The organism is Dryocola mayonis (assembly GCF_051307045.1).
GTDB lineage: Bacteria > Pseudomonadota > Gammaproteobacteria > Enterobacterales > Enterobacteriaceae > Dryocola.
This window is the reverse complement of sequence record NZ_CP150452.1, coordinates 17,045-39,465: the sequence shown is the minus strand read 5'-3', so window position 1 is coordinate 39,465 and position 22,421 is coordinate 17,045. Positions and strand designations below refer to the sequence as shown.

Annotated in this window: 20 protein-coding genes and 1 pseudogene; 7 read left to right on the top strand and 14 right to left on the bottom strand. The window is 57.1% G+C overall.

What is annotated here, in order from left to right:
• Positions 1-48 precede the first annotated feature (48 nt).
• A complete protein-coding gene (locus WLO32_RS00190; protein ID WP_435946771.1) occupies positions 49-888 on the bottom strand; it encodes a LysR substrate-binding domain-containing protein in 840 nt (279 codons plus the stop codon).
• A 199-nt stretch (positions 889-1,087) separates the two neighbouring features.
• On the opposite strand from WLO32_RS00190, the gene betC reads away from it, so the two are divergent.
• The 4 genes from betC (at position 1,088) to emrD (ending at position 5,573) form a co-directional block, all read left to right on the top strand.
• On the top strand, positions 1,088-2,632 hold the full coding sequence (betC, locus tag WLO32_RS00185) for a choline-sulfatase (RefSeq protein ID WP_435946770.1): 1,545 nt from the start codon (positions 1,088-1,090) through the stop codon (positions 2,630-2,632).
• Positions 2,632-3,579 (top strand): choline ABC transporter substrate-binding protein, encoded by a 948-nt coding sequence (gene choX, locus WLO32_RS00180; protein ID WP_435946769.1) that lies wholly within the window; start codon positions 2,632-2,634, stop codon positions 3,577-3,579. Before betC ends, choX begins: the two co-directional genes overlap by 1 nt.
• A gap of 471 nt (positions 3,580-4,050) precedes the next feature.
• On the top strand, positions 4,051-4,140 hold the full coding sequence (locus WLO32_RS00175; RefSeq protein ID WP_435946768.1) for a hypothetical protein: 90 nt from the start codon (positions 4,051-4,053) through the stop codon (positions 4,138-4,140).
• Positions 4,141-4,388: 248 nt separating this feature from the next.
• Positions 4,389-5,573 carry a multidrug efflux MFS transporter EmrD gene (emrD, locus tag WLO32_RS00170; RefSeq protein ID WP_435946767.1) on the top strand — a complete coding sequence of 395 codons (1,185 nt, stop codon included), beginning with the start codon at positions 4,389-4,391 and terminating at the stop codon, positions 5,571-5,573.
• 48 nt (positions 5,574-5,621) lie between these two features.
• Here the strand turns inward: emrD and WLO32_RS00165 are convergent, their stop codons facing one another.
• The 10 genes from WLO32_RS00165 to WLO32_RS00120 form a co-directional block, all read right to left on the bottom strand.
• On the bottom strand, positions 5,622-6,344 hold the full coding sequence (locus tag WLO32_RS00165; protein ID WP_435948350.1) for an amino acid ABC transporter ATP-binding protein: 723 nt from the start codon (positions 6,342-6,344) through the stop codon (positions 5,622-5,624).
• The gene (locus tag WLO32_RS00160; protein WP_435946766.1) at positions 6,331-7,095 is read right to left on the bottom strand and encodes an amino acid ABC transporter permease; all 765 of its coding nucleotides are present in this window, start codon (positions 7,093-7,095) and stop codon (positions 6,331-6,333) included. Before WLO32_RS00160 ends, WLO32_RS00165 begins: the two co-directional genes overlap by 14 nt.
• Before the next feature lie 43 nt (positions 7,096-7,138).
• Positions 7,139-7,876 (bottom strand): basic amino acid ABC transporter substrate-binding protein, encoded by a 738-nt coding sequence (locus WLO32_RS00155; protein WP_435948349.1) that lies wholly within the window; start codon positions 7,874-7,876, stop codon positions 7,139-7,141.
• 135 nt (positions 7,877-8,011) lie between these two features.
• The gene (locus tag WLO32_RS00150; protein ID WP_435946765.1) at positions 8,012-8,662 is read right to left on the bottom strand and encodes a cellulase family glycosylhydrolase; all 651 of its coding nucleotides are present in this window, start codon (positions 8,660-8,662) and stop codon (positions 8,012-8,014) included.
• A 4-nt stretch (positions 8,663-8,666) separates the two neighbouring features.
• Positions 8,667-8,951, bottom strand: a complete 285-nt coding sequence (locus tag WLO32_RS00145; protein WP_435946764.1) for a hypothetical protein — start codon at positions 8,949-8,951, stop codon at positions 8,667-8,669.
• 99 nt (positions 8,952-9,050) lie between these two features.
• Positions 9,051-10,166, bottom strand: a complete 1,116-nt coding sequence (locus tag WLO32_RS00140; protein WP_435946763.1) for an anaerobic sulfatase maturase — start codon at positions 10,164-10,166, stop codon at positions 9,051-9,053.
• Positions 10,166-10,525 carry a DUF202 domain-containing protein gene (locus WLO32_RS00135; protein ID WP_435946762.1) on the bottom strand — a complete coding sequence of 120 codons (360 nt, stop codon included), beginning with the start codon at positions 10,523-10,525 and terminating at the stop codon, positions 10,166-10,168. Before WLO32_RS00135 ends, WLO32_RS00140 begins: the two co-directional genes overlap by 1 nt.
• On the bottom strand, positions 10,515-10,862 hold the full coding sequence (locus tag WLO32_RS00130) for a YidH family protein (protein ID WP_435946761.1): 348 nt from the start codon (positions 10,860-10,862) through the stop codon (positions 10,515-10,517). The genes WLO32_RS00135 and WLO32_RS00130 overlap by 11 nt, the downstream gene beginning before the upstream one ends.
• A gap of 66 nt (positions 10,863-10,928) precedes the next feature.
• A complete protein-coding gene (locus WLO32_RS00125; protein ID WP_435946760.1) occupies positions 10,929-12,428 on the bottom strand; it encodes a sulfatase-like hydrolase/transferase in 1,500 nt (499 codons plus the stop codon).
• The gene (locus tag WLO32_RS00120) at positions 12,428-14,140 is read right to left on the bottom strand and encodes a solute:sodium symporter family transporter (RefSeq protein WP_435946759.1); all 1,713 of its coding nucleotides are present in this window, start codon (positions 14,138-14,140) and stop codon (positions 12,428-12,430) included. Before WLO32_RS00120 ends, WLO32_RS00125 begins: the two co-directional genes overlap by 1 nt.
• 168 nt (positions 14,141-14,308) lie before the next feature.
• Here WLO32_RS00120 and WLO32_RS00115 point away from each other — a divergent pair, with 168 nt between their 5' ends.
• A complete protein-coding gene (locus WLO32_RS00115) occupies positions 14,309-15,166 on the top strand; it encodes a helix-turn-helix transcriptional regulator (protein ID WP_435946758.1) in 858 nt (285 codons plus the stop codon).
• An 83-nt stretch (positions 15,167-15,249) separates the two neighbouring features.
• Here WLO32_RS00115 and WLO32_RS00110 read toward each other — a convergent pair whose 3' ends face one another.
• Positions 15,250-16,572, bottom strand: coding sequence for a 6-phospho-alpha-glucosidase (locus WLO32_RS00110; RefSeq protein ID WP_435946757.1), 1,323 nt, complete (start codon positions 16,570-16,572; stop codon positions 15,250-15,252).
• A complete protein-coding gene (locus tag WLO32_RS00105) occupies positions 16,569-18,191 on the bottom strand; it encodes an alpha-glucoside-specific PTS transporter subunit IIBC (protein ID WP_435946756.1) in 1,623 nt (540 codons plus the stop codon). The genes WLO32_RS00110 and WLO32_RS00105 overlap by 4 nt, the downstream gene beginning before the upstream one ends.
• Positions 18,192-18,488: 297 nt before the next feature.
• Here WLO32_RS00105 and WLO32_RS00100 point away from each other — a divergent pair, with 297 nt between their 5' ends.
• Positions 18,489-19,211, top strand: coding sequence for a GntR family transcriptional regulator (locus WLO32_RS00100; protein ID WP_121264696.1), 723 nt, complete (start codon positions 18,489-18,491; stop codon positions 19,209-19,211).
• 12 nt (positions 19,212-19,223) lie between these two features.
• On the opposite strand, the pseudogene WLO32_RS00095 reads toward WLO32_RS00100, so the two are convergent.
• Positions 19,224-20,886 (bottom strand): annotated as a pseudogene (locus tag WLO32_RS00095) (putative transporter).
• 267 nt (positions 20,887-21,153) lie between these two features.
• Between WLO32_RS00095 and oxlT the strand changes: the two are divergent.
• A complete protein-coding gene (gene oxlT, locus WLO32_RS00090; protein ID WP_435946755.1) occupies positions 21,154-22,413 on the top strand; it encodes an oxalate/formate MFS antiporter in 1,260 nt (419 codons plus the stop codon).
• Positions 22,414-22,421 lie beyond the last annotated feature (8 nt).

Below are 22,421 nucleotides of genomic sequence, written 5' to 3'. Positions count from 1 at the left end.
AGGAAGTTAAAAATTTCGGCAAAGTCGATATGCTTATTTCGCATTAGCTTATTTATATTCCGGCAATAGATGCGGCTGATGGTGAAAGTCCCAGGCTTCATTTAATAACCAGGCAATGACTTTTTCCTGCTGCAGCGATGCCGTTTTTCCTCCGGAGGAGAGTAAATAATATCCCCGCTCGGTGCGCGCCTCCGGCCCGCAAACAAAAAGCTGCCCGCTCTCCAGAAGCGCGGCGACCAGCGGCCGCCAGCCAAGCGCAACGCCCTGTCCTTCAATGGCCGCCTGGATAACCAAAGAGTAGGCGTTAAAGGTGCGCGAACCCGCGTGCTGGCGGCCGGCGACGCCCTGCGAGCGAAACCAGTCGTCCCACGTCAGCCAGCGCTGCGGGCGCGTTTCCGGCAGCTTTAACAGCGGGTAGTTCAGCAGCGCAGACGGCGGGTAATTATCGCCTAATTCGTTGATAATTTTGGCATTGCACACCGGCACTACGTCTTCCGGAAAAAGCTTTTGCGCCTGGGTTCCCGGCCAGCTGCCGTTGCCGAAATAGATAGCGAGGTGGGCGTTGCTGTCGCGAAAATTGTAGTCGTTCGGCGAGGTGGAAACCTGCACTTCAACCCCCGGGATTAGCGCCTGTAAGGCGTTCATTCGCGGCAGCAGCCAGAAGCTGGCAAAGCCCATATCCGTGTCGATGCGCAGGGTGCTGCGCTGGTGCCGGGTGCGCTCAAGCTGCTCGCTGATCTCCATCAGGCTTGCGCGAACAATCTGGTAGAGCGCGGCGCCGGACTCGGTTAGCTGCACTCCGCGATGCCGCCTTTCAAACAGCGGGCCGTTAAGTAAATTCTCCAGCATCTGAATACGTTGGCTGACCGCCGGCTGGGTAAGGCCCAAGCTCATTTCCGGCGGCGGTAAAATTACCGTGACGGGCTGCCGCCTCAAATACCACCAGCACCTGCAAAGGAGGCAACTGTAATTTACCTGCCATAAATCCACCTTATACCATGATAATAAATTAAGCCCTTCACAGAATAAAAAAGGCGTGCGATAAAAATATCACGAATTACTTATTTAATTTCATGCCGGGTTAATAATGCTTATAAATAAACCGAATATCGTTATTCTTATGGCGGATCAGCTCACCGCCGGCGCATTACGCACCTATGGAAATAACGTCAGCCTGACGCCTAATATTGATAAGCTGGCGCGCGAAGGGGTGGTATTTGAATCCGCCTATTGCAACAGTCCCCTGTGCGCGCCTTCGCGTGCGGCGATGATGACCGGGCAGTTTTTATCGAATAACGGCGTTTTTGATAACGCGGCGGAATTCCGCGCCGACTCGCCGACGTTTTGCCACTACCTGCGTGAACAGGGATACCGCACCTGGCTTTCCGGCAAAATGCATTTCTGCGGCCCGGACCAGCTGCATGGCTTTGACGAACGTCTGACCACGGATATTTACCCGGCGGACTTCGGCTGGACGCCGGACTGGCAGCATCCGCAGCGCAGGCTGGACTGGTTCCACAATATGAGCTCGGTGCTGGAAGCCGGGGAATGCGTGCGCACCAACCAGCTCGATTTTGACGACGAGGCGCTGTTTATGGCGCGCCAGCGCCTTTACGATGCGGCCCGCAAGCCGGATGAAAAGCCTTTTCTGCTGCTGCTTTCGCTAACGCATCCGCACGATCCTTTCGCTATTCCTCGCCGCTACCTTGACCGCTTCAGCGAGGCGGATATCGACCTGCCGCAAACCCGCGCGCAGGACGTGGAGGACGATCCCCACTCCGCCCGCCTGCGCGCCATGTACCAGCTTGAGGAGGGACTGCTGAGCGAAGAACACGTCCGTCGCGCCCGCCATGCCTACTACGGCGCAATGGCCTACGTGGACGACTGTTTCGGCGAGGTGATCCGCACGCTTGAAGAGACCGGGCTTGCGGAAGACACCATCGTCTTCGTGGTTGCCGATCACGGCGAAATGCTCGGTGAACGCGGCCTGTGGTACAAGATGACCTTCTTTGAGGGGGCGGTACGCATTCCGTTTATCGTGCACAATCCTAAGCGTTTTACCCCGCATCGCGTGGCGCAGAGCGTTTCACTGGTGGATTTACTGCCCACGGTAACCGAGCTTGCCGGCGGCAGGGAGCGGCTGAGCCGGCCCATCGCGCCGCTGGACGGGCACAGCCTGGTCCCTCATCTGCAGGGCGAAGCCGGGCCGGACGAGGCCTGCGGAGAATATCTTGCCGAAGGGGCGGTTGAGCCGATGGTGATGATCCGTCGCGGCCCGTGGAAATACGTTCACTCGATGACGGAAACGGCGCAGCTTTATCATCTGCAAAACGATCCAATGGAGCGACGAAACCTCGTCGGCCTGGCCGATTATCACGATACCGTGCAGGCCTTTGCGGCCGAAGTGGCTGCCCGCTGGGATCTGGGCGCCCTTAACCAGCAGGTACGCGCCAGCCAGCGTAAGCGGCTGTTCTTAACCCGTATTGCGGGGCGCGGCGCCATCCCGCAGTGGGACTTCCAGCCGCACCAGGCGGCTTCACAGCGCTTTATCCGTAACCATCAGACGCTGGATGAGCAGGAGGCTTTTGCCCGCTATCCGCGACCAAACCAGCACCCGCTTGGGGAATCATAATGAAAATGAAAAAACTCACGGCCTTCATGCTTCTGGCAGGCGCCGCTTTACTTCCGCTGACCAGCCTTGCGGCGGAAGACGCCCGCTGCGCCACCGTCACCCAGTCCGATCCGGGCTGGACGGATATCGCCGCGACCAACGCCGTTTCCGGCGTGGTGCTGAAGGCGCTGGGCTATCAGCAAAAAATAGAAAACCTGTCGGTCGCGCTGGCTTTTCAGGGGCTGAAGACCGGACAGCTGGACGTTTTTCTCGGCAACTGGATGCCTGCGCAGGCGCCGGTAATCGAAAAATATACCCAGGATGGCGCGATTAAAGTGCTGGGAGCGAACCTTGCGGCAGCGAAATTCACGCTGGCCGTGCCGGACTATGTGGCCGCCGCCGGGGTGAAGGATTTTGCCGATCTGCAAAAATATGCCGATAAGTTCGACCACAAAATCTACGGCATCGCCCCCGGCGCGCCAGCTAACCAGAACATCAAAAAAATGCTCGATAAGCATGACTTCGGGCTACAGGGCTGGAGCCTTGTGGAATCAAGCGAAAGCGGCATGCTCGCGCAGGTGACACGCGCCGTCAGCCGCCAGCAGTGGGTGGTGTTCCTCGGCTGGGAGCCGCATGCCATGAACACGCGCTTTAAGCTAACCTACCTGAGCGGCGGCGACGCCTGGTTTGGCCCGAACTACGGCAGCGCAACGGTAAATACCGTCACGCGTAAAGATTTTGCCGCGCAGTGTCCAAACCTCAACCGTTTTTACAGCCAGCTTAAGTTTGACGTCGCCCTGGAGAACGCCATTATCACGCGCGTGCTGGACGACAAGCAAAGCGCGGAGGAGGCTGCCCGGGCGGAGTTATCCCGGCGACCGCAGCTGCTAAGCGGCTGGCTGAACGGCGTTACCACCCGCAGCGGCGAGCCTGCTGAAGGCGCGGTTAAAAAAGCGCTGGGACTCTAAGCCCACAGCGCGAAAAGGCAGCGCGCTGCCGGCTTTCAATGCCGCTTCCGCTGCGCGCGGACAACAAAAAACCCCGCTGGTGAGGCGAGGTTTTTTGTTTTTGCTACGTCATGGCTTTTAGCTTCGCACACCACGTAATCTCAACCCCCGTAATATACGACGAAAACCCGCGGCGGCGCAAACCATTGCTGCTATTTTAAACAAAAGCTAAATTTTCATTCTGTGAAGCCGTTCGCTTTCGCAATAAACTACTGTTTATTTATACAGTGCAATTGATATACTGTTTGTGTTGCAGATGATGTGCTCTGAGGCCGCAATCCGCCGCGGAATACAAGTCCTGGCTGAAACGGGTGGTGCCGTCAGCGCCTTAACCTCTGCGGGGCACACCATGTAATCTCAACAAACTCAGCCGGTTACAGGCAGCGGAAAGGTACGCTGGCTGACAGTGCTCCTGGAAACAGGAGAAAGCGTATGAGCTGGATGGAAATCGCACTCGCGTTTCTGAAACTCATGGTTGCGCTGTTGCAACTGCTTGAAGTCGTCATGAAATACCTTAAGTAGCTCATGTTCAGGCCGCACCTAAGGGAGGCGGGCAACCGCCTCCCTTTAACCTGCCCGCGGTCAGCCGCTACGCTGGCAACAAAAATTGCCGTTTCATCTTTACAACCCGCCGCTTTTTCACGTCCGGAAGAATCCTTACACCCTAAGGAATTAACTCTCTTATATGGTAGATTCCTCTCGTTTTTTAACTGGAGTCAGTTACCTGTACTGATAAATCGTTCTTTCACCTCTGTTATGCCCTTGAGACGATGAGAAAGTTAGCCAATATTCACCTGCTGCTGATGTTAATTCTGCTGGTTGCCGTCGGGCAGATGACCCAGACCATCTATATCCCCTCGATACCTGATATGGCCCAGGATATGGGCGTCCGCGACGGCGAAATCCAGCGCGTGATGGCCGCATATCTGCTGACCTATGGCGTATCGCAACTTTTCTACGGGCCGATTTCGGATCGTACTGGCCGCCGCCCGGTCATCCTTGCCGGCATGACGATATTTATTCTCGCCACGCTGTGGGCGTTATTCACCGCCAGCCTGTCCGCCCTGGTGATTGCCAGCGCCCTGCAGGGCATGGGGACAGGCGTTGCCGGGGTGATGGCGCGCACCATGCCGCGCGATCTTTACGCAGGGCCGGCCCTGCGTCACGCCAACAGCCTGTTAAATATGGGTATCCTGGTCAGCCCGCTGCTGGCGCCGGTGATTGGCGGAATGCTGGACTCGGCCTGGGGCTGGCGGGCGTGCTACGGCTTCCTGCTGGCGCTGTGCCTGCTGGTAGCGTTCTGCATGCTGCGCTGGCTGCCGGAAACGCGTCCCGTTCAGGCTGCGCCGCAGCGTCTGGCGGCGGGCTATAAAACGCTGCTCGGCAGCGGTTCTTTCAACTGCTATTTGCTGATGCTGGTGGGCGGGCTTGCCGGCGTTGCGGTATTCGAAGCCTGCGCCGGCGTGCTGATGGGCGGCGTGCTGGGCCTTAACGGCGTGGTGGTCAGCATTCTGTTTATCCTGCCGATCCCGGCTGCGTTTTTCGGCTCCTGGTACGCGGGCCGCCGGAACGCGCGCTTCTCATCGCTGATGTGGCAGGCGGTACTGAGCTGCCTGTCGGCGGGGATTTTAATGTGGCTGCCGGGCTGGTTCGGCGTAATGAATATCTGGACGCTGATCGTGCCCGCCGCGCTGTTTTTCTTCGGCGCCGGGATGCTGTTCCCGCTGGCCACCAGCGGCGCGATGGAGCCGTTTCCGTTCCTGGCGGGCACGGCCGGAGCGCTGGTTGGCGGTCTGCAAAACATGGGCTCAGGGGCGATGGCGTGGTTCTCCGCCCTGCTGCCGCAAACCGGACAGTTCAGCCTCGGCATGCTGATGACGGCGATGGGCGTGATGATTCTGTTTTGCTGGCTGCCGCTGTCGCATAAATTTCAGCGGCACGGTGAGGCGGTTTAGGACGTTCAACGCAGGGCGGGTAAGCGTTAACGTCACCCGCCGCGGCCGTTAAAGCACCTTGCTTAAAAACTCTTTCGTACGCGGGTTGCTCGGCGTGGTAAACAGCTGCGCCGGCGGCCCCTGCTCCTGAATCACACCCTGATCGATAAACACCACGCGGTCCGCCACTTCCCGAGCAAAGCCCATTTCGTGGGTCACGATCACCATCGTCATGCCTTCGAACGCCAGCTGTTTCATCACCGCCAGCACTTCGCCCACCAGCTCCGGGTCGAGCGCGGAAGTCGGCTCGTCGAAAAGGATAATCGAAGGTTCCATCGCCAGCGCCCGCGCAATCGCCACGCGCTGCTGCTGCCCGCCGGACAGGCTCGATGGCCAGGCGTTGATTTTGTCCGTCAATCCCACTTTATGCAGCAGCTTTTCCGCACGGGATACCGCATCCGCTTTCGACAGCCCTTTGAGGGACATCGGCGCCATAATCAGGTTTTCGAGTACCGTCATATGCGGAAACAGGTTAAAACGCTGGAACACCATGCCCACGCCTTCGCGCAGCGTATTCAGATTGGTTTTTGGATCGTGCACCGCAAAACCGTTCACTACCACTTCGCCGCCGTCTGGTTTTTCAAGCGCGTTCAGGCAGCGCAGAAAGGTGCTTTTCCCGGAGCCGGACGGCCCAATCACGCATACCACTTGCTGGGGCGCGATATCGCAGGAGATGCCGCGCAGTACCTGAGTTTTGCCAAACTGTTTCTGTAAATCCTTAACGTGAATCACTTTTGCCAAACCTCTTTTCCATGTGTTGCACCAGCAGCGAGAGCAGGAACGTCAGCACCCAGTAAACCAGCGAAATGGTCAGGTAGGGTTCCCAGTAGGTGGCATAGGCGCCGGAAACGGTACGCGCCGCATAGGCCAGGTCCGCCAGGCCAATCGCCGATGCCAGCGACGAGTCTTTTACTATCGCGATGGCGTTGTTGCCCAGCGGCGGCAGAATGCGGCGGAACGCCTGCGGCAAAATGACCTTGCGCATCGTTTTGCCCCAGCCCATGCCCAGCGCGCGCGAAGCCTCCATCTGGCCTTTGTCGATAGACTGGATGCCGGCGCGGAAAATCTCGGAAACGTAGGCGCCGGCGTTGAGCGTAATCGCCACCACGCAGGAGAGAAACGCGCCGTATTCAGATCGCAGTTCACGGGCAAAATCCACCGACATCAGACCGCCGGTAACCAGCACTCCGTCTCGCGGATTAATAAACAGCGGCACCAGCGCAAAGTGCACAACCATTATCTGCACGAACAGCGGCGTGCCGCGAAAAGCGCTGACGTAAATGCGCACCGGCCACCGTACGGCGTAGCGCAGCACGTGTTTCCACGGGCCATCTTCGGCATGCGCCATACGGCCAAGCCCGAGCAGCAGGCCCCAGGCGGTGCCTGAGATCACGCAGATGAGGGTGCATTTGATGGTCATGAGCGCGCCCTGCATAAACAGCGGCGCATATTCTGAGATTATCTCCCAGCGAAATCCGGTCATACCTGTCCTTGTTGGGGCCGAAGCGGCCCCGAGTCATACGCAATTATTCAGCGGGGAGGGTTGGAACGTTGCTGTCAAACCAGGTGGAATAGATCCTGGCGTAGGTGCCGTCGGCGATGATTTTCTTCAGGCCGGCATTGATTTTACCCAGCAGCTCCTGGTTGTCTTTCGCCACGGCGATGCCGAAATACTGGCGCTCGAATTTCGCGTCGGATACCGTTTTCAGGGCCTTTTCCGGATGGGATTTGATGTAGTACTTGATAACGCCCACGTCCCCCACGGCGGCGTCGATGCCGTCTTCCGTCAGCTCCTGCAGCATCAGCGGCGTGTTATCAAAGCGTTTGATATCGGTGCTGTTTTTGCCCAGCGTTTCGGAAACCACGATATCGCCCGCGCTGGAGTTAACCACGCCAACCTTTTTGCCCTTCAGGGCGTTAATGGAATCAACCTTAGAGTCGTCTGGCACCACGATGGACTGCTCGGCCGGGAAATAAGGCGTGGAGAAATCGACCATAGCTTTACGCTTGTCGGTAATGGTAATGCCGGAAATGATGATGTCGCGATCGCCTGAATTGAGGGTGGCGAAAATGCCTTCCCACGGCGTATTCACCAATTTGATGTCGAAACCTTCCGCTTTGGCGACGGCTTTAATAATGTCGATATCAAAGCCTTCAAGCTGCTTCTGGCTGTTTTCAAACTCAAACGGACGGTAGGTGCCGCCGGAGCCGACCACGTAAGTTTGCTGCGCGGCATATGCAGAAGAGAGAACGGCGCAGGCCATGCTCCCGGCAAAAATAACTGTTTTAGCAAGCTTTTTGATCATCTGGCGCTCCGAAATATTATGTATTTATGCATTTAATTTGCATAAAAATACATAATTTGACGAAGCGCGGCAACCGAAAGTTACCGCTGAAAGTCAGTTTCCGCACTGCGGTTTAATAATCGCATCCAGCAACGGCTGCATTTCCGGGCGCCATGCGCCTTCTTCGCCATCGTAAAATTTGCTGTCGTTATTCACCGCATACGGCAGGTGATTTTTTTGCAGTTCGCAGGCGACGAAGGTGGCGAACGCTATCTGCTGTTTGCCGGGAACGTTTTTTACCACGTCGCCGACGGACCATGCGCCTACCCAGCTGCCGTGCCCGGTTTTTTGCTGCCAGCGCAAAACGCTGTTGATACGCGCGCGGATCGCGGCCTTTTCCGCCGGCGTGCCCGTCGTCCAGCCGCGCTTGCCGTTTACCGCCACGGGGCCATAGGGGAACAGGTGCCAGTCGACCAGCACCGGGGCGTGGTTTTGCTCAGGCCATTTCAGGCTGTCCGGCTGGGTGTGCGCATGCGGCGCGATAAAAACCATGCGCTGCGGGCTGATTTTATGAATCGCCTTCGTGGTCTTCTCATAAAGCGAGTTGAGCTGCGCGCGCGTTAGCTTTTCCGAGGGCTCATAGAGAATATCGAACCCGAGCCGCGGATCGCTTTGCGCAAAGTAGCGCGCCACCGTCGTCCACCAGCCCAGCACTTTCCCTTCGCCTGCCGCGCCGTCCGCCGCCTGATAGCTGATAACCGGCACAACGTTATAGTGCTGGCAGGCCCTCCACGATTTTTTGCAGATGCACCAGCCGCTGGTGCGTAGGCTCGCCCGCCACGCGAATGCGAACGTGGCCGATACCGCGCTGCTGAAAATCCTTTACCGCCAGCGGATCGAACTCGCGAATGCCGCGTTCGGTGATTGCCCAGTCAACGAGCATCCCCACGCCCAGCTGGCTGGAGTAGGTCTGCGGGTTTAACGCAGGGGGCACCGCCGCCGGGACGCTGGCGCTTATGCTCAGGGCTGCAACAAATAACAAAGGCTTCAGCATTGGCCTGTAACTTCATGATGAAGGAAGAAAACCTAATATTTAGCATGCTTTATGCGCTGCGGGGAATGCGGATTGAAATAAAACGTAACCGCCCGGGCTTCACCTGTTTAACAGCCCCATCAGTTCTGCAGGCGAGCGACGCTGCGCCAGCAAATCTCGCATGACCCTCATACAGGGCGCGCTATGGGTGAAAAAGCTGTGGTAGCTCTGACAAAGGTAGCTTTTCCCCTGCTGAATACGATGCTTCGGGCAGTCGCCCTGGCATAAACGCCGCACCGGGCAAAGCTGGCAATCCTGCGTCAGCAGGCGATTTTTATTTTCGCCGAAACGAACTGCCGCCGGGCCCTGGTTTATCTCGCTAAGCGAGACGCTGTGCAGGTTACCGAGCCGGTAGTCCGGATAAACGTAGTGATCGCACTGGTAGATATCGCCATTCGCTTCCAGGGCAAAGGCGTGGCCGCAGGTTTCGCTAAAGGAGCACATCTGCGCCGGGTAGCCGCTCCACACGCCGAGGGTGGAATCGAAAAGCTGCACAAAGACCTTACCGATATCTTCCCGCGCCCAGATGTCGAAAACGGTATTTAAAAAAGTGCCGAACTGCTCTGGCAACACGGATTCCGGCGTAACCGTACCGCTCTCGTCCCGCTCCACCAGCGGAATAAACTGCAGAAATGGCGTACCCAGCGTTTTGAGGTAGCGGTATAAACGCTCCGGCTGCTGGCCGTTACGCTGGTTAACCACGGTTAATAAATTGAAGTCGATGCCGTGGGCTTTGAGCCTTTCTATGGCGGCGGCAACAAGATGATGGGTAGGTTTTCCGCTGCGCGTGCGGCGATGGTCATCGTGCAGGTCCGCCGGGCCGTCGATGGAAACACCTACCAGCCAGCCGTGTTCTTTAAGGAACCGGCACCAGGCATCGTTAAGTAAAATGCCGTTGGTTTGCATGTTGTTCTGGATACGTTTGCCCGCGGCGTATCGCTTTTGTAAATCAACGACGCGCCGGTAAAACGACAGGCCCGCAAGCGTCGGCTCGCCGCCCTGCCAGGCGAACTCCACCGCCTCGCCGGGCTGAGCGGCGATGTGCTGGCGAATAAAGGCCTCAAGCGTGGCGTCGTCCATCACGGGCTGCCGCGGCTTTTCGAGATAAAAGCAGTACCGGCACCGGATATTGCACAGCGAACTGGTGGGCTTGGCCATCACATGGCAACCGCGCATCACGCACCTCCCGATATTTCCACAATTTGCCGTACGTGCGCCGCCGCAAACAGCAGCGCCAGACAGCAGACCGCCAGCGCGATAAGCAGTTTAGCGCGCATGCTGCGCTTATCGGCAAAGTCGCTGACGGCGATATCCATCAGGTTACGCTGCCGGGCATAGCGATCTATTATCACCGCCACGGCGGCCAGCACGATAAACACAACCCAGAAAAACACACCCGCGTGATGCCAGCTATGACGTAGCGCAAGGGCGAGCAGCGCGCCGTATCCAAGGAGCGTGCGAAACCATGCAAGGGAGGTGCGCTCCGGCTGCAGGCCGGGATCGATGCTGCGCCGTTGCATGCGGCTATCCGGCATACGCCACCATCAGCATCACGACGGCGGCCACAAGGACCATCACCAGGCTGATAACCTGCAGGCTGCGGGTGTAGGGTAAATCCTGCTTGAGCCGCATCGCCTTTTCGTTGCGCAGCCAGCGCAGGTAGCCGTAAATGGCCAGCATGCCGGCAAACAAACACAGCAGCAGCGAGAGGGTTTCGCGAATCAAAGGCGTGGCGAGATCGGGGGCGAGCTGGTCGAGCCCGACGCCCGCCGCCAGAAAGCCCAGCGCGGTGCGGATCCACGCCAGAAAAGTACGTTCGTTAGCAAGCGAGAAGCGGTAGTCGGGCGCTTCGCCTACTTTGTCTATTTTCATCAGGCATCCTTTTGTTATCGCCCCCCGCCCCGGCCCAAAACTCGGGGCCTGGCGAGGGGAAACCCACTAAAACTTCTGCTTTTTCTCTTCTACCTTAACACCCTGGGTCGGCATGCCGGTGTCATAATCCCGCACCACCGGCGAATAATCGTCTTCCGGGCGCGGGCGGAAGGCGCCCATCCAGCGCGGCTTCGCCTCTTTACGCCACGGGCGGCACGACCACTGATAGGTGCGGAAAGGATCGCGGATTTTATCCATATAATCCATCAGCTCATCGTGCAGCCTGTTACGTGTATCAGCGTAGCGCGGATCGTCAATCAGGTTATGCATTTCGTCCGGGTCGTTTTGCCGGTCGTAGAGCTCATCGCTGGTAAACAGGTTGAGCACCAGCTTAAAGCGGTGGGTGACCCAGCCGCGCACCGGGATAAAACCGCCGAAGCTGTCATGCTCGATTTCATAGCGGTTAAATTCCACCATGACGCCTCGCTCCTCTTCCAGATCGAGGATATTTTTTCCCGGCAGAATGTCCGGCTGATGAATGCCCGCCAGCTTCATCAGCGTCGGCAGCACGTCGACGTGGCTGACCGGCGTCTCGACCTGCGCGGGCTGCGCCTGCCCGCCTGGCGGACGGAAAATCAGCGGGATGCGCGTGATGTCGTCATACATCGCCGCTCCTTTGCTGATAAGCCTGTGCGCGCCCATCATCTCGCCGTGGTCGGAGGTATAAACCACCCAGGTATTTTCCCGCTGCTCCGGCGTGAGCGCATTCACCACGCGGCCAATTTCATCATCGACGAAATCATTGCACGCGAAATAGAGCGGATGATGGTAGCGCCCGTCGGCCCCCACCGGCGACGGCATCGCCTCGGCCCATAAACGGTGATGCACCGGCTTTTCGCTCAGATCGTCGAAGGCCTTCTCGCCGAGGTCGTAATAAAAGTCTTCATATTTTTTAAGATATTCAACCGGGCAGGTAAAGGGATGGTGCGGCTCGTCATAGGAGACGACCATCAGGAAAGGCGCATCCCGGCGCTGCGGCCGGGCAAGAAAATCAATCGCCCGGTTGCTGATGCGGTGCGCCCAGGTGAAGGTTTTATCGATACCGTTTTCCACCAGGTCTTCCACGCTGTTTAAGCCGTTACGCCACAGGCCGATCTCTTTTTCCGTCAGCTCTGCGAGATAGTTCGCCCCGTCAAACCAGTAATCCTTATCCCACTCCGGCGGGCAGACGCCGGTGCCGAAGTAGTCGTGCCCGTCCAGGTGCCACTTGCCGATGTAGCAGGTTTTATAGCCCGCGTCCTTGAAGTAGCGGCCCATGGTGGAGATGTTTTTACCCGGCGCGACGTTGTTCGTCCAGGGGCCGGACTGGTTCGAATAGATGCCGGTGAACAGCCCGGCGCGCGCAGGCGTGCAAACCGGGGCGCAGGTGTAGGCTGAATTAAAGCGGATGCCTTCTTCGGCCAGGCTGTCGATATGGTGGGTGTTAAGCGGCCTGCCGCTGTAGCAGCCCACCATATTGGTGGCCTGGGTATCGGTCATAATAAACAGGATGTTAGGACGTTCCATTACTTATCCTCTGGTGCGGAAGAATAGACGACTTGAGAAGCCTTACGCTGGCGCCTGCTGCTGTAGAAGAGATAAATCACCACTGCGGCAACGATCGCATAGCTTGCGATAGTGATAAAACGGGTTTGATAACCGCCGAACTGCGCAAGGCCTGCGTAAACGCCGATCATGGCGAACAGCACGCCCACCGAAGCGATTTTGGCGTTGCGCCACGGCGCCATATCCACCGCAAAGGCGTCGTGGAATTTGAACGGCGTCGCGCGCGGCTTCAGGAAGCCGATGGCCAGCATCAGCAGCACGTTGATGCAGAAGGTGAAGAACAGCACGTACAGGAAGTGGAAATGGAACGACACCAGATAGTTGATGACGATATAGCTGCAAATACCGAACAGCAACGCGGCTTTGGCGGCAACCGCCGGGATGCGCGGGAAGAAGAAGCCCATGATAACGATGGTCACCAGCGGCACGTTGTAAATGCCGTTGAGCTGCTTCATCCAGCTGTACAGCCCTTCCGGCGCGTTGGCTATCCACGGCGCAACCAGCACGGACACCAGCGCAATCGCCAGGCCGAACCTGCGCCCAACGCTCACCAGCTGCTCAGAAGAGGCATTCTGGTTAATGACGCGGTGATAAATGCCAAGGCTGAACAGGGTGCTGGCGCTGTTGAGGAAGCCGTTAAAGGTGCTGATGATGGCGCCAAACAGCACCGCGCCGAAGAAGCCCACCAGCGGCAGCGGCAGCACTTTATTCACCAGCGCCGGATACGCCATGTCGTGCTTAGGCAAATCCTGGAACAGGTGGAAAGCGATAAGCCCCGGCAGCACCAGAATCAGCGGATCGAGCATTTTCAGCACCGCCGTCATCAGCGCGCCCTTCTGTCCTTCCGCCAGGCTTCTGGATGCCAGGGTACGCTGCACGATCCCCTGATTGGTACACCAGTAGAAGGTGTTGACCAGAATCAGGCCGGTAAGCGCCGCGCCAATCGGCACGGGATCGTGACTGCCGCCGATAGAGTTAAGCTTTTCGCTGTGCACCGTGGTGAGCTGCTCGATGCCGCGCAGCATATTGCCGCCGCCCATCGCCATCAGGCCGAAAACCGGCACCATCAGGCCGCCGACAACCAGCCCGATGCCGTTAATCACGTCGGCCACCGCAATGGCGCGCAGGCCGCCCACAACCGCATAAGCGATGCCCGCAAGCCCCAGCAGGGAAACCATCAGCCAGATAGCCGCGCCCTGCGAAATGCCGAGGGATTCGCCGACATGAAACAGGCTGTTTAACGCCAGCGCGCCGGAATAGAGCACAATCGGCAGAAAACAGATGCCGGTGGCGATCAGAAAGCAGCAGTCGACGATGATGCGCGTAGTTTTGTCGTAGCGCTCTTCGATAAAGTCCGGAATGGTGGCGATGCCGCGCTGCAGATACTTCGGCAGGAAAATCAGCGCCAGGAAGATAAGCGGAATGGCCGAGATAACCTCCCAAGCCATGACCGACATGCCGTTGCCGTAAGCCTGGCCGCTTAGCCCCACCAGCTGTTCGGTGGAGAGGTTGGTCAGCATCAGGGATGCGGCAATGACCGGCGCTTTCAGGGAGCGCCCGGCAAGAAAATAACCTTGTTGTGAACCGGTATCCGCTTTACGTAGCTTCCACCAGGTAATTAACGCGACCAGCAGGGTAAAAGCGAAGAAGCTCACAATTTGTTGAATATTCATCTCACTGCCCTTATTTATGATTATGTCCCGGCGCAGGTTTAGCGTTAGGGTAATTATGCCTGGTGCGGGTCATAGGCTGTTTAAGATATAGGTTGTTAACCGTCGCGGTAAAATTCTGATAAATTCATGCCGTGCGGAATGAGCATCTAACGCTTGCGGAGAATATAAATGAATGGAAAAACCGATCTCTGCGATGTAAAAAACGAAACAACCTACAATATCCCGCTGGTTATTGAAGAAAATGTGATCTCAAGCGGCATATCCCTTATCTCACTGTGGCATACGCTGGCCGATGAAAGCTACCAGGTTGTCTGGCCGCGCGATAAAAAGAAACCGCTGATTGAAAATTCCTGGATAGTGGTATATACGCTGCAGGGCTGCGGCAAGATAACCTTAAGAGATAATTCACAAATTACCCTGAACGGTAATTGCGTTATATTCTTAAAACCAACGGATATAAAGTCCTACCACTGCGAAGGATTAATTTGGGAACAATACTGGATGGAGTTCATTCCTACCGGCGCGATGGAAATCCCCTTATCACAGCAGGCAATAATATATAACGGCGAGGCCTTTAACAAAGAATTAAGCGAAATTACGGCATTGATCACCAGCGATGAAGCATTAAATAAAAACCTCGCCGTCGCGTTTATTACCAAGCTTATCTACCAGTGGGTGTGCCTGATAGTGCAGACCGGCACCAAAGACAAACAGCTGATGCAGATAGAAAAACTGCTTTCGCTGATCCACACCGATATCCAGAAACGCTGGACGGTAAGCGAGATGGCCGCGTGGATGCAGTGCAGCGAGCAGTATCTGCGGCGATTATTCATCAGGTACACGGGAAAAACGCCGAAAGAGTTCTACCTTGACGCGCGCCTGGAGCTTGCGCTTTCGCTGCTAAGGCAGGGGAACTACAGCGTCGGCCAGGTGGCGGATATGCTGAACTTTTTTGACTCGTTTCATTTCAGCAAGGCGTTTAAGCAGAAGTTTGGCTACGCGCCTTCCGCTTTAAAAACGAAATAAAGGGTGGATGCGCTAAAGCTTATCCACCCGCATGGTCTCTGATACAGAAGGCGGGCAGGCGTCGAAGCCGCCCGCCGCAGGCGTTACTTCAGCTCGGGCCAGTACTCCCTGTTAGCCTCAATCAAATCATCAAGAATCGCTTTGGCGACCGACGCGCTCGGCACGGTTTTCGACAGCGTAATGGCCTGCCACAGCTTCTGGTAGGAACGGTGCTCCCACGCGTCCACCACCAGTTTTTCCACCGCCACCTGCTGGCTCATCAACCCTTTCTGGAACTGCGGAATATTGCCTACCGCCAGAGGTTGCGGACCGCTTTTACCGACCAGGCATGGGATTTCAACCATCGCCTCCGGGTCGAAGTTATTGATGGCGCCGTTATTCGGCACGATCAGCAGCATACGTTCCTGGGTGTTAAAGGCGATGGCCGTCGCCAGATCGACGATATAGGAAGCGTGTTCGTCGATTTCCAGCTCGCCTGCGGAGGAGTTACCGGCCTGAATAATGGCGTTGCAGGCGCCGAAAACGTTTTTCTCACGGTGATCCATCACTTCGTTAGCGCGGGTACGTTCGGGGTTGGAGTGCTCCACCACGTAGTCCGGGAACAGGTAGTACTTGAGATAGGTGTTCGGGAAAGTATCCGGATCCAGCGCCCAGACGTCTTTCGCCTTGGCGAAGGTGTCGTTCCAGCTTGCTTCGACGCCGTGATCCTCCGTTGGCGGCACGTAGCCGAATTTAGCCACGTGTTCGCGGATTTTCGGCATCAGATCGTTGCCCTGCTGGTCCTCAATGGAAGTCCACCAGCCGAAGTGGTTTAGCCCGTAGTAGCGCACGCGCATCTCTTTGCGGTCTTTCAGGCCGGCGATTTGCGCCATGCGGCTTTCAATGCCGATAGGCATATCGCAGATGTTAAGGATTTTGGCCGCCGGGCGCAGGCGTCGGGTCGCTTCCGCGACAATCGCCGCCGGGTTGGAATAGTTCAGCATCCAGGCGTTCGGCGAATATTTTTCCATGTAGTCGACCAGCTCTAATACGCCGCCGATGGAGCGCATGCCGTAAGCGATCCCGCCTGGCCCGCAGGTTTCCTGGCCCACCACCCCGTGGCGCAGCGGGATTTTTTCGTCTTTTTCGCGCATCGGATACTTGCCTACGCGGATATGCGCCATAACAAAATCCACGTCGGTAAAGGCCGCCTGCGGGTCCGTGGTATAGCTGAACTCAATGTCCGGAGCCTGCTCTTTGAGAATGACCTTACAGGCCTCGGCGATGGTTTCCTGACGCGCCCCGTCGTTATCGTAGAATTTCAGGGCGCGCAGCGGAAAGCGGTGCTGGTTGGCCAGCAACATCAGGACGATGCCCGGGGTAAAGGTGCTGCCGCCGCCGGCTACGACTACAGAGAATTTTTTCATGATACTGCCTCCGTCATGGATTTAAGTTCGCTCGAAGAAGTGTCTTTCATCAGGGTTTCTATCTGGTCGCGGACCTGCGGGACGTGCAGACCCACAATCACCTGAATACCGTTGCCGCGACGCACCACGCCGTGGGCGCCCAGCGCTTTGAAAATGTCGTCGCTCTGCGTTATCGCCATGTCGGCGAGCGTGATACGTAAGCGGGTAGCGCAGTTGTTCACGCTAAGGATGTTGCCGGTGCCGCCCAGCGCTTCGAGGAAGCCGGCTGCCTGGCCCTGTTTGGTTTCTCTGCTGGCCGCCGCGGTGGTCTGGCCGCGGGAAGCCTTGTAGTCCGCCTTGCTGTAGAGCTTCACTTCGCTTTCTTCACGGCCCGGCGTTTTCAGGTTGAAGCGCAGGATCAGCGTGCGGAAAACCGTGAAGTAGATGCCGGTGAAGGCCAGGCCGATGCCGATCTGGGTCAGCACCGTCGAGGCGTGGTTGTGGAACATCGGTATCCAGTTCTGCGGCAGGAACTGGTCGAGCAGGCCGCCGCCCATGTTGCCGACCACGCCGCACACGTACATCACCGTCGCCATGGTGGCGGCAAGGAACGCGTGCACCGCGAACAGCACCGGCGAGATGAACAGGAAGGTGAATTCCAGCGGCTCGGTAATGCCCACCAGCACGGCGGTTAAGGTGGCAGGGATTAACAGGCCTGCAACCTTCACGCGGTTTTCTGGCGCGGCGGTGGCGTACAGCGCCAGCGCAATCCCCACGCAGCCAAACACTTTAGAGTTGCCGTGCAGCGCGAATCCGCCTTCCGGGAACAACGTTTTCAGCGGCAGCGTGCTCTGGCTGAACTCCTGCAGATGCTGCGCCCAGTAAACCTGGATGCCGCCTTCCACTACCGCCGGGCCGAAGATAAAGGGACCGTAGATGAAGTGATGCAGGCCGGTCGGGATGAGGATACGTTCAAGGAAGGTGTAAACCCATACGCCCAGCGCGCCGGCGCCGCGCAGAAATTCCTGTAAGGATTCAATGCCCATCTGCACCTTCGGCCAGCCAAACAGCGTAAGCCAGGCGCAGGGGATCATGGCGAAGAAGGCGACGATCACCACAAATGAGCTGCCCTGAAAAATCCCCAGGAACACCGGAAGCTGCTTTTCGAAAAAGCGGTTATGGATGGCGGTAACAAAGCCGGAGATGACGATTGCGCCGATAATGCTGGTATCAAGGGTCTTGATGCCGGCAATCATGGTTAAGCCGCTGCCCGCGACCGGATCGGCGCTGAAATCGACGCCGAAGTAGTGGCCCCAGGTCATCCCCATCGCGTTGATAAAGTAGTTCCAGGTCAGGAAGCTGACCAACACCGCCAAACAGGCGCGCCCCTGGGCCTGCTTAGCGAGGCCGATCGGCAAACCGACGGCGAAAATCAGCGGCATGTTGCGAAATACCGTCCAGCCGCCTTCTTCAATAATGTGGACGATTTGCGCAAATAAGTTATCGGGGGCGGTCAGCGCTTCACCGACGAACATCGGGTTGCGCAGCATAATGGCGATGCCTACCACGATCCCGGCGAAGGGAAACAGCAATACCGGGGTAAACATTGCGCCACCAAAACGTTGTATTTGACTGAGCATTTTTAAATCCTCACGTAACAACCTGTAGGGTAAGTGACCTTATTTTTCTGACGCGGGTCTGAGACTGAGAGTAGGGAGGCGCGGGTGACTTATCTTTGCCCGCCGTACCGATTCGTGATCGCTTTCATGGTTTTTATGCGGGCTAAGTTGTCTACTTTTCAGGTTAAATCTTTACACCCCTCTTTTTAACAGGGCATTCACTTAATGAATGCTTAATTAAATCAAATGTAATCAGTAAATTAAGTTATGAAATAAAGGTTCATTAAGCGCAGCGCGAAGCCGCTAAGAGGTCTACTGGTGATCTATAAATCTATTGCTGACCGGCTGCGTATCCGGCTCAACTCCGCCGATTACAGCATCGGCAGCCCGCTGCCCGCGGAAGTTCGTCTGGCGGACGAATTTGGCGTATCGCGTATGACAATCCGCAAGGCGATCGACCTGCTGGTGGGCTGGGGGCTGGTGGTGCGTAAACACGGCAGCGGAACCTATGTGGCAAAGAAAGATGTGCACCATGAAACCACCAACCTGACCGGCTTTATTGAGGTGATGCGCAACCAGGGGAAGGAGGTAGTGAGCGACGTGCTGGAGTTCGTGGTGATGCCCGCCCCGCCGGCTATCGCCAGCCAGCTGCGGATTAATATTGATGAACGGATCTACTACTCGCGCCGCGTGCGCTCCGTAGAGGGCAAGCCGCTGATGGTGGAAGACAGCTATATGCCGGTGAAACTGTTTCGCAACCTGTCCGTGGCGCATCTGGAAGGCTCGAAATTCAGCTATATCGAAGATGAATGCCATATCACCGTGTGCGGCAACTATGAAAGCCTCACGCCGGTGCTGGCCGATAAAAAGATGGCGAAGCTGCTGAATATTAACGAGCTTACGCCGATACTGCGCATCACGTCGTTATCCTACAGCGACAGCGGCGACTTCGTGAATTATTCCGTGATGTTCAGAAACGCCAGCGAGTACCAGGTGGACTACCATTTGCGGCGAGAGCACGTAAAAGAGCTGCCCGCCTGAGCGGGCACGAATCTACATCACGCCCCAGAAAATGACCGCCAGCAGCTGCGGCGTGATGATACGCAGGAACATCACCAGCGGATAAACCGTGGCGTAAGAAAGCGCCGCCGCGCCGCTTGTGGCATGCAAACCGTTGGCGAAGGGCCAGCGCCGGAGGGTCGGTCATTGAGCCCGCCAGCATGCCGCACAGCGTCAGGTAGTTCATTCTGGCGAAGATCCTGGCCAGCAGGCCGGTGGTGATAAGCGGGATGGCGGTGATCAGAATGCCGTAGCCAATCCAGCTTACGCCGTCGCCGTGCAGCAGCGTGCCGATAAAATCCCCGCCGGATTTCAGGCCGACAACGGCCAGGAACAGCACGATGCCCAGCTCGCGCAGCGCGAGGTTAGCGCTCGGCGGCATAAACCAGTACAGCTTGCCGATGCTGCCGATGCGCCCGAGGACAATCGCCATAATCAGCGGGCCGCCTGCCAGACCAAGGCGCAGCGCCACCGGGAAGCCGGGAATAAATACCGGAATCGACCCCAGCAGCACGCCAAGCCCGATGCCGATAAACACCGGCAGCATCTGCACCTGCTGAAGTTTCTGCTGCGCGTTGCCCACTTCGTTAGCCACGGCCTCAATGGATTCCGGACGGCCGACCAGGTTGAGGATATCGCCAAACTGCAGGCTGGCACTGCTGCTTGCCACCAGCTCGACCCCGGCGCGATTAAGCCGCGAGATAACCACGTCATATTTTTGTTTCAGCTGCAGATCGCGGATTTTTTTGCCGAGCACCTTTTCGTTGGTCACCACCACGCGTTCGACGCGTAAATCGGTGCCGCGCGTGGAGAGCGACGTATCCACTTCCTGGCCAATCACCAGCAGCGCTTTGTGAAGATCCTTTTCCATGCCGACAAGGTGCAGGAAATCGCCGGTCTGAATAACCGTACCCGGCGAAGGCACCATCAGCATCTCTCCGCGCTTCAGGCGCGAGCAGATAATTTCATCGCTGTTCAGGATCGGCACGTCCTGAATCGGCAGGCCGTGCAGATTCGGGTTCGCCACGCAGATATTCATCGTGTGCAGCTGCGCCTGGCTGTGCCCGTTGCTGACGTCAAACTGCCGCGCCTCCCGCTCGACGTTAATGCGAAAGACCATGCGCAACAGCCACATGCTGAGCAAAATCCCGCAAATACCAAACGGATAGGCCATTGCATAGCTCATCCCCATCTGGTTGACGAGATTCACCGGCGTGCCCAGGTCGGTAAGGATTTGCTGGCCGGCGCCGAGCGCCGGCGTGTTGGTCACGGCGCCGGAGAAAATTCCCAGCACCACCGGCAGCGGAACGTCGAAAATTTTATAGATAAGCGCGGTCACCAGCGCGCCGATGACCACGATTAAAATGGCGAACAGGTTAAGGCGCAGCCCGGACACGCGCAGGGAAGAGAAGAACCCCGGCCCCACCTGGATGCCGATGGTGTAGACGAAGAGGATCAGGCCGAATTCCTGAATGAAATGAAGCATATCGCCGTTCAGGCTGACCCCGGCCTGATTCACGAAATGACCCACAATAATGCCGCCGAAAAGCACGCCTCCGATGCCAAAGCCCACGCCGCGGATTTTAATATTGCCGATCCATAAGCCCACGACCGCCACCAGCGCAAGCATGCTGACGGTTAACGCTATTCCACTCATGATTCATTCCTTGTGAATAACATTATTGTTACTGAGGATTCTCTCAAAGCGGCGGCCCGTTGAATGGGTGATAGCGCACGAAATGCCCTGATTTATTGCAGATCGTGCACAGCAAAGATCCATCCGTTGCGAAATAACGCGGCGCTTTTTTGCCGCTAAGCCCATAAAAGGTTCGCAAACTAAGTAAACACGCAGATCCAGCACCGCACAAAAGCCATGGCACGGTTAATGCAATGCCGCCTTATGTTAATAAAGCAGGGGTATGCTATGACCAACACCACCTTGACGAACGTTATCGTCACCGGCCAGAAGAAAAAATGGGTCCAGCTGGCGCTGGGGTTGCTGTGTATGATTTCCATCTCCAGCCCGCAGTACGTCTGGGCGCTGCTGACGCGGCCGTTTATGGAGAAGCTGCAGGTCCCGCTGGCGGAAATTCAGCTCACCTTTTCTTTGTTAATTATCCTGCAGACGTTTTTCTCTCCTTTTCAGGGAAAGCTTATCGATAAATTTGGCCCGCGCCGCCTGATTACGCTCGGCACGGTGATGAGCGGCCTAAGCTGGATGCTCAGCGCCAACGTTCAGAGCCTGACCGAGCTTTATCTCTACTACGGCGTGGTGGGCGGTCTCGGCACCGGGATTGTGTATATCGGCGTGGTGGGGTTAATGGTGCGCTGGTTTCCGGAAAAACGCGGCTTCGCCACCGGCATGGTGGCCGCGGGTTACGGTATGGGCGCCATCCTGACCACCTTCCCGGTAACGCAGTCGCTCGCCGCTAAAGGACTGGAGAGCACGCTGTGGCAGTTTGGTCTGGCGATGGCGGTGGTCGGATTGATAGCCAGCCAGGGACTACGGGCGCCGCAGGCGGCCGCGCCGCGGGAAATCAATACGCCGTTGACCATGAACGACAAAAGCTTCGCCCCGCGTGAAATGCTACGTCAGCCGCTGTTCTGGCTGATGTTTGTAATGATGACAATGATGTCGACGTCCGGATTGATGGTGACATCGCAAATGGCGATTTTCGCCGAGGATTTTGGCATTACCGCCGTCACCATCATGGGCCTGGCGGCGTTGCCGCTGGCGATGACCCTCGATCGCTTTATGAACGGGCTGACGCGCCCAATCTGCGGCTATATTTCCGACCGCATCGGCCGTGAGAACATGATGTTCATCGCTTTTGGCCTGGAAGGCTGTGCCATGACGCTGTGGTTGCTGTGTAAAGACGATCCGTTGCTGTTCGTTGTGCTGTCCGGCTTGGTTTTTTTCGGCTGGGGAGAAATCTTCTCGCTGTTCCCGGCCACGCTGACCGACACGTTCGGCACCCGGCACGCGACCGCAAACTATGGCTGGCTCTATATTTCGCAGGGGATTGGTTCGGTTTTCGGCGGCCCGCTGGCGGCGCTGCTGTATCAGAAAACCAGTAGCTGGAATCTGGTGTTCGGCAGCGCCATCACGCTGGATATTCTCTGTGCGCTACTGGCATTTTTTGTTCTCAAGCCCTGGCGCCAGCGTTTTATTACGCGGCGTTAATAACAAAA

Excerpts from the sequence above, each read along its gene's own strand:
- betC (WP_435946770.1), top strand. The coding sequence starts at position 1,088 with ATGCTTATAAATAAACCGAATATCGTTATTCTTATGGCGGATCAGCTC.
- choX (WP_435946769.1), top strand. The coding sequence starts at position 2,632 with ATGAAAATGAAAAAACTCACGGCCTTCATGCTTCTGGCAGGCGCCGCT.
- WLO32_RS00175 (WP_435946768.1), top strand. The coding sequence starts at position 4,051 with ATGAGCTGGATGGAAATCGCACTCGCGTTTCTGAAACTCATGGTTGCG.
- emrD (WP_435946767.1), top strand. The coding sequence starts at position 4,389 with ATGAGAAAGTTAGCCAATATTCACCTGCTGCTGATGTTAATTCTGCTG.
- WLO32_RS00160 (WP_435946766.1), bottom strand. The coding sequence starts at position 7,095 with ATGACCGGATTTCGCTGGGAGATAATCTCAGAATATGCGCCGCTGTTT.
- WLO32_RS00155 (WP_435948349.1), bottom strand. The coding sequence starts at position 7,876 with ATGGCCTGCGCCGTTCTCTCTTCTGCATATGCCGCGCAGCAAACTTAC.
- WLO32_RS00145 (WP_435946764.1), bottom strand. The coding sequence starts at position 8,951 with ATGCTGAAGCCTTTGTTATTTGTTGCAGCCCTGAGCATAAGCGCCAGC.
- WLO32_RS00140 (WP_435946763.1), bottom strand. The coding sequence starts at position 10,166 with ATGCGCGGTTGCCATGTGATGGCCAAGCCCACCAGTTCGCTGTGCAAT.
- WLO32_RS00135 (WP_435946762.1), bottom strand. The coding sequence starts at position 10,525 with ATGCCGGATAGCCGCATGCAACGGCGCAGCATCGATCCCGGCCTGCAG.
- WLO32_RS00130 (WP_435946761.1), bottom strand. The coding sequence starts at position 10,862 with ATGAAAATAGACAAAGTAGGCGAAGCGCCCGACTACCGCTTCTCGCTT.
- WLO32_RS00125 (WP_435946760.1), bottom strand. The coding sequence starts at position 12,428 with ATGGAACGTCCTAACATCCTGTTTATTATGACCGATACCCAGGCCACC.
- WLO32_RS00120 (WP_435946759.1), bottom strand. The coding sequence starts at position 14,140 with ATGAATATTCAACAAATTGTGAGCTTCTTCGCTTTTACCCTGCTGGTC.
- WLO32_RS00115 (WP_435946758.1), top strand. The coding sequence starts at position 14,309 with ATGAATGGAAAAACCGATCTCTGCGATGTAAAAAACGAAACAACCTAC.
- WLO32_RS00110 (WP_435946757.1), bottom strand. The coding sequence starts at position 16,572 with ATGAAAAAATTCTCTGTAGTCGTAGCCGGCGGCGGCAGCACCTTTACC.
- WLO32_RS00105 (WP_435946756.1), bottom strand. The coding sequence starts at position 18,191 with ATGCTCAGTCAAATACAACGTTTTGGTGGCGCAATGTTTACCCCGGTA.
- oxlT (WP_435946755.1), top strand. The coding sequence starts at position 21,154 with ATGACCAACACCACCTTGACGAACGTTATCGTCACCGGCCAGAAGAAA.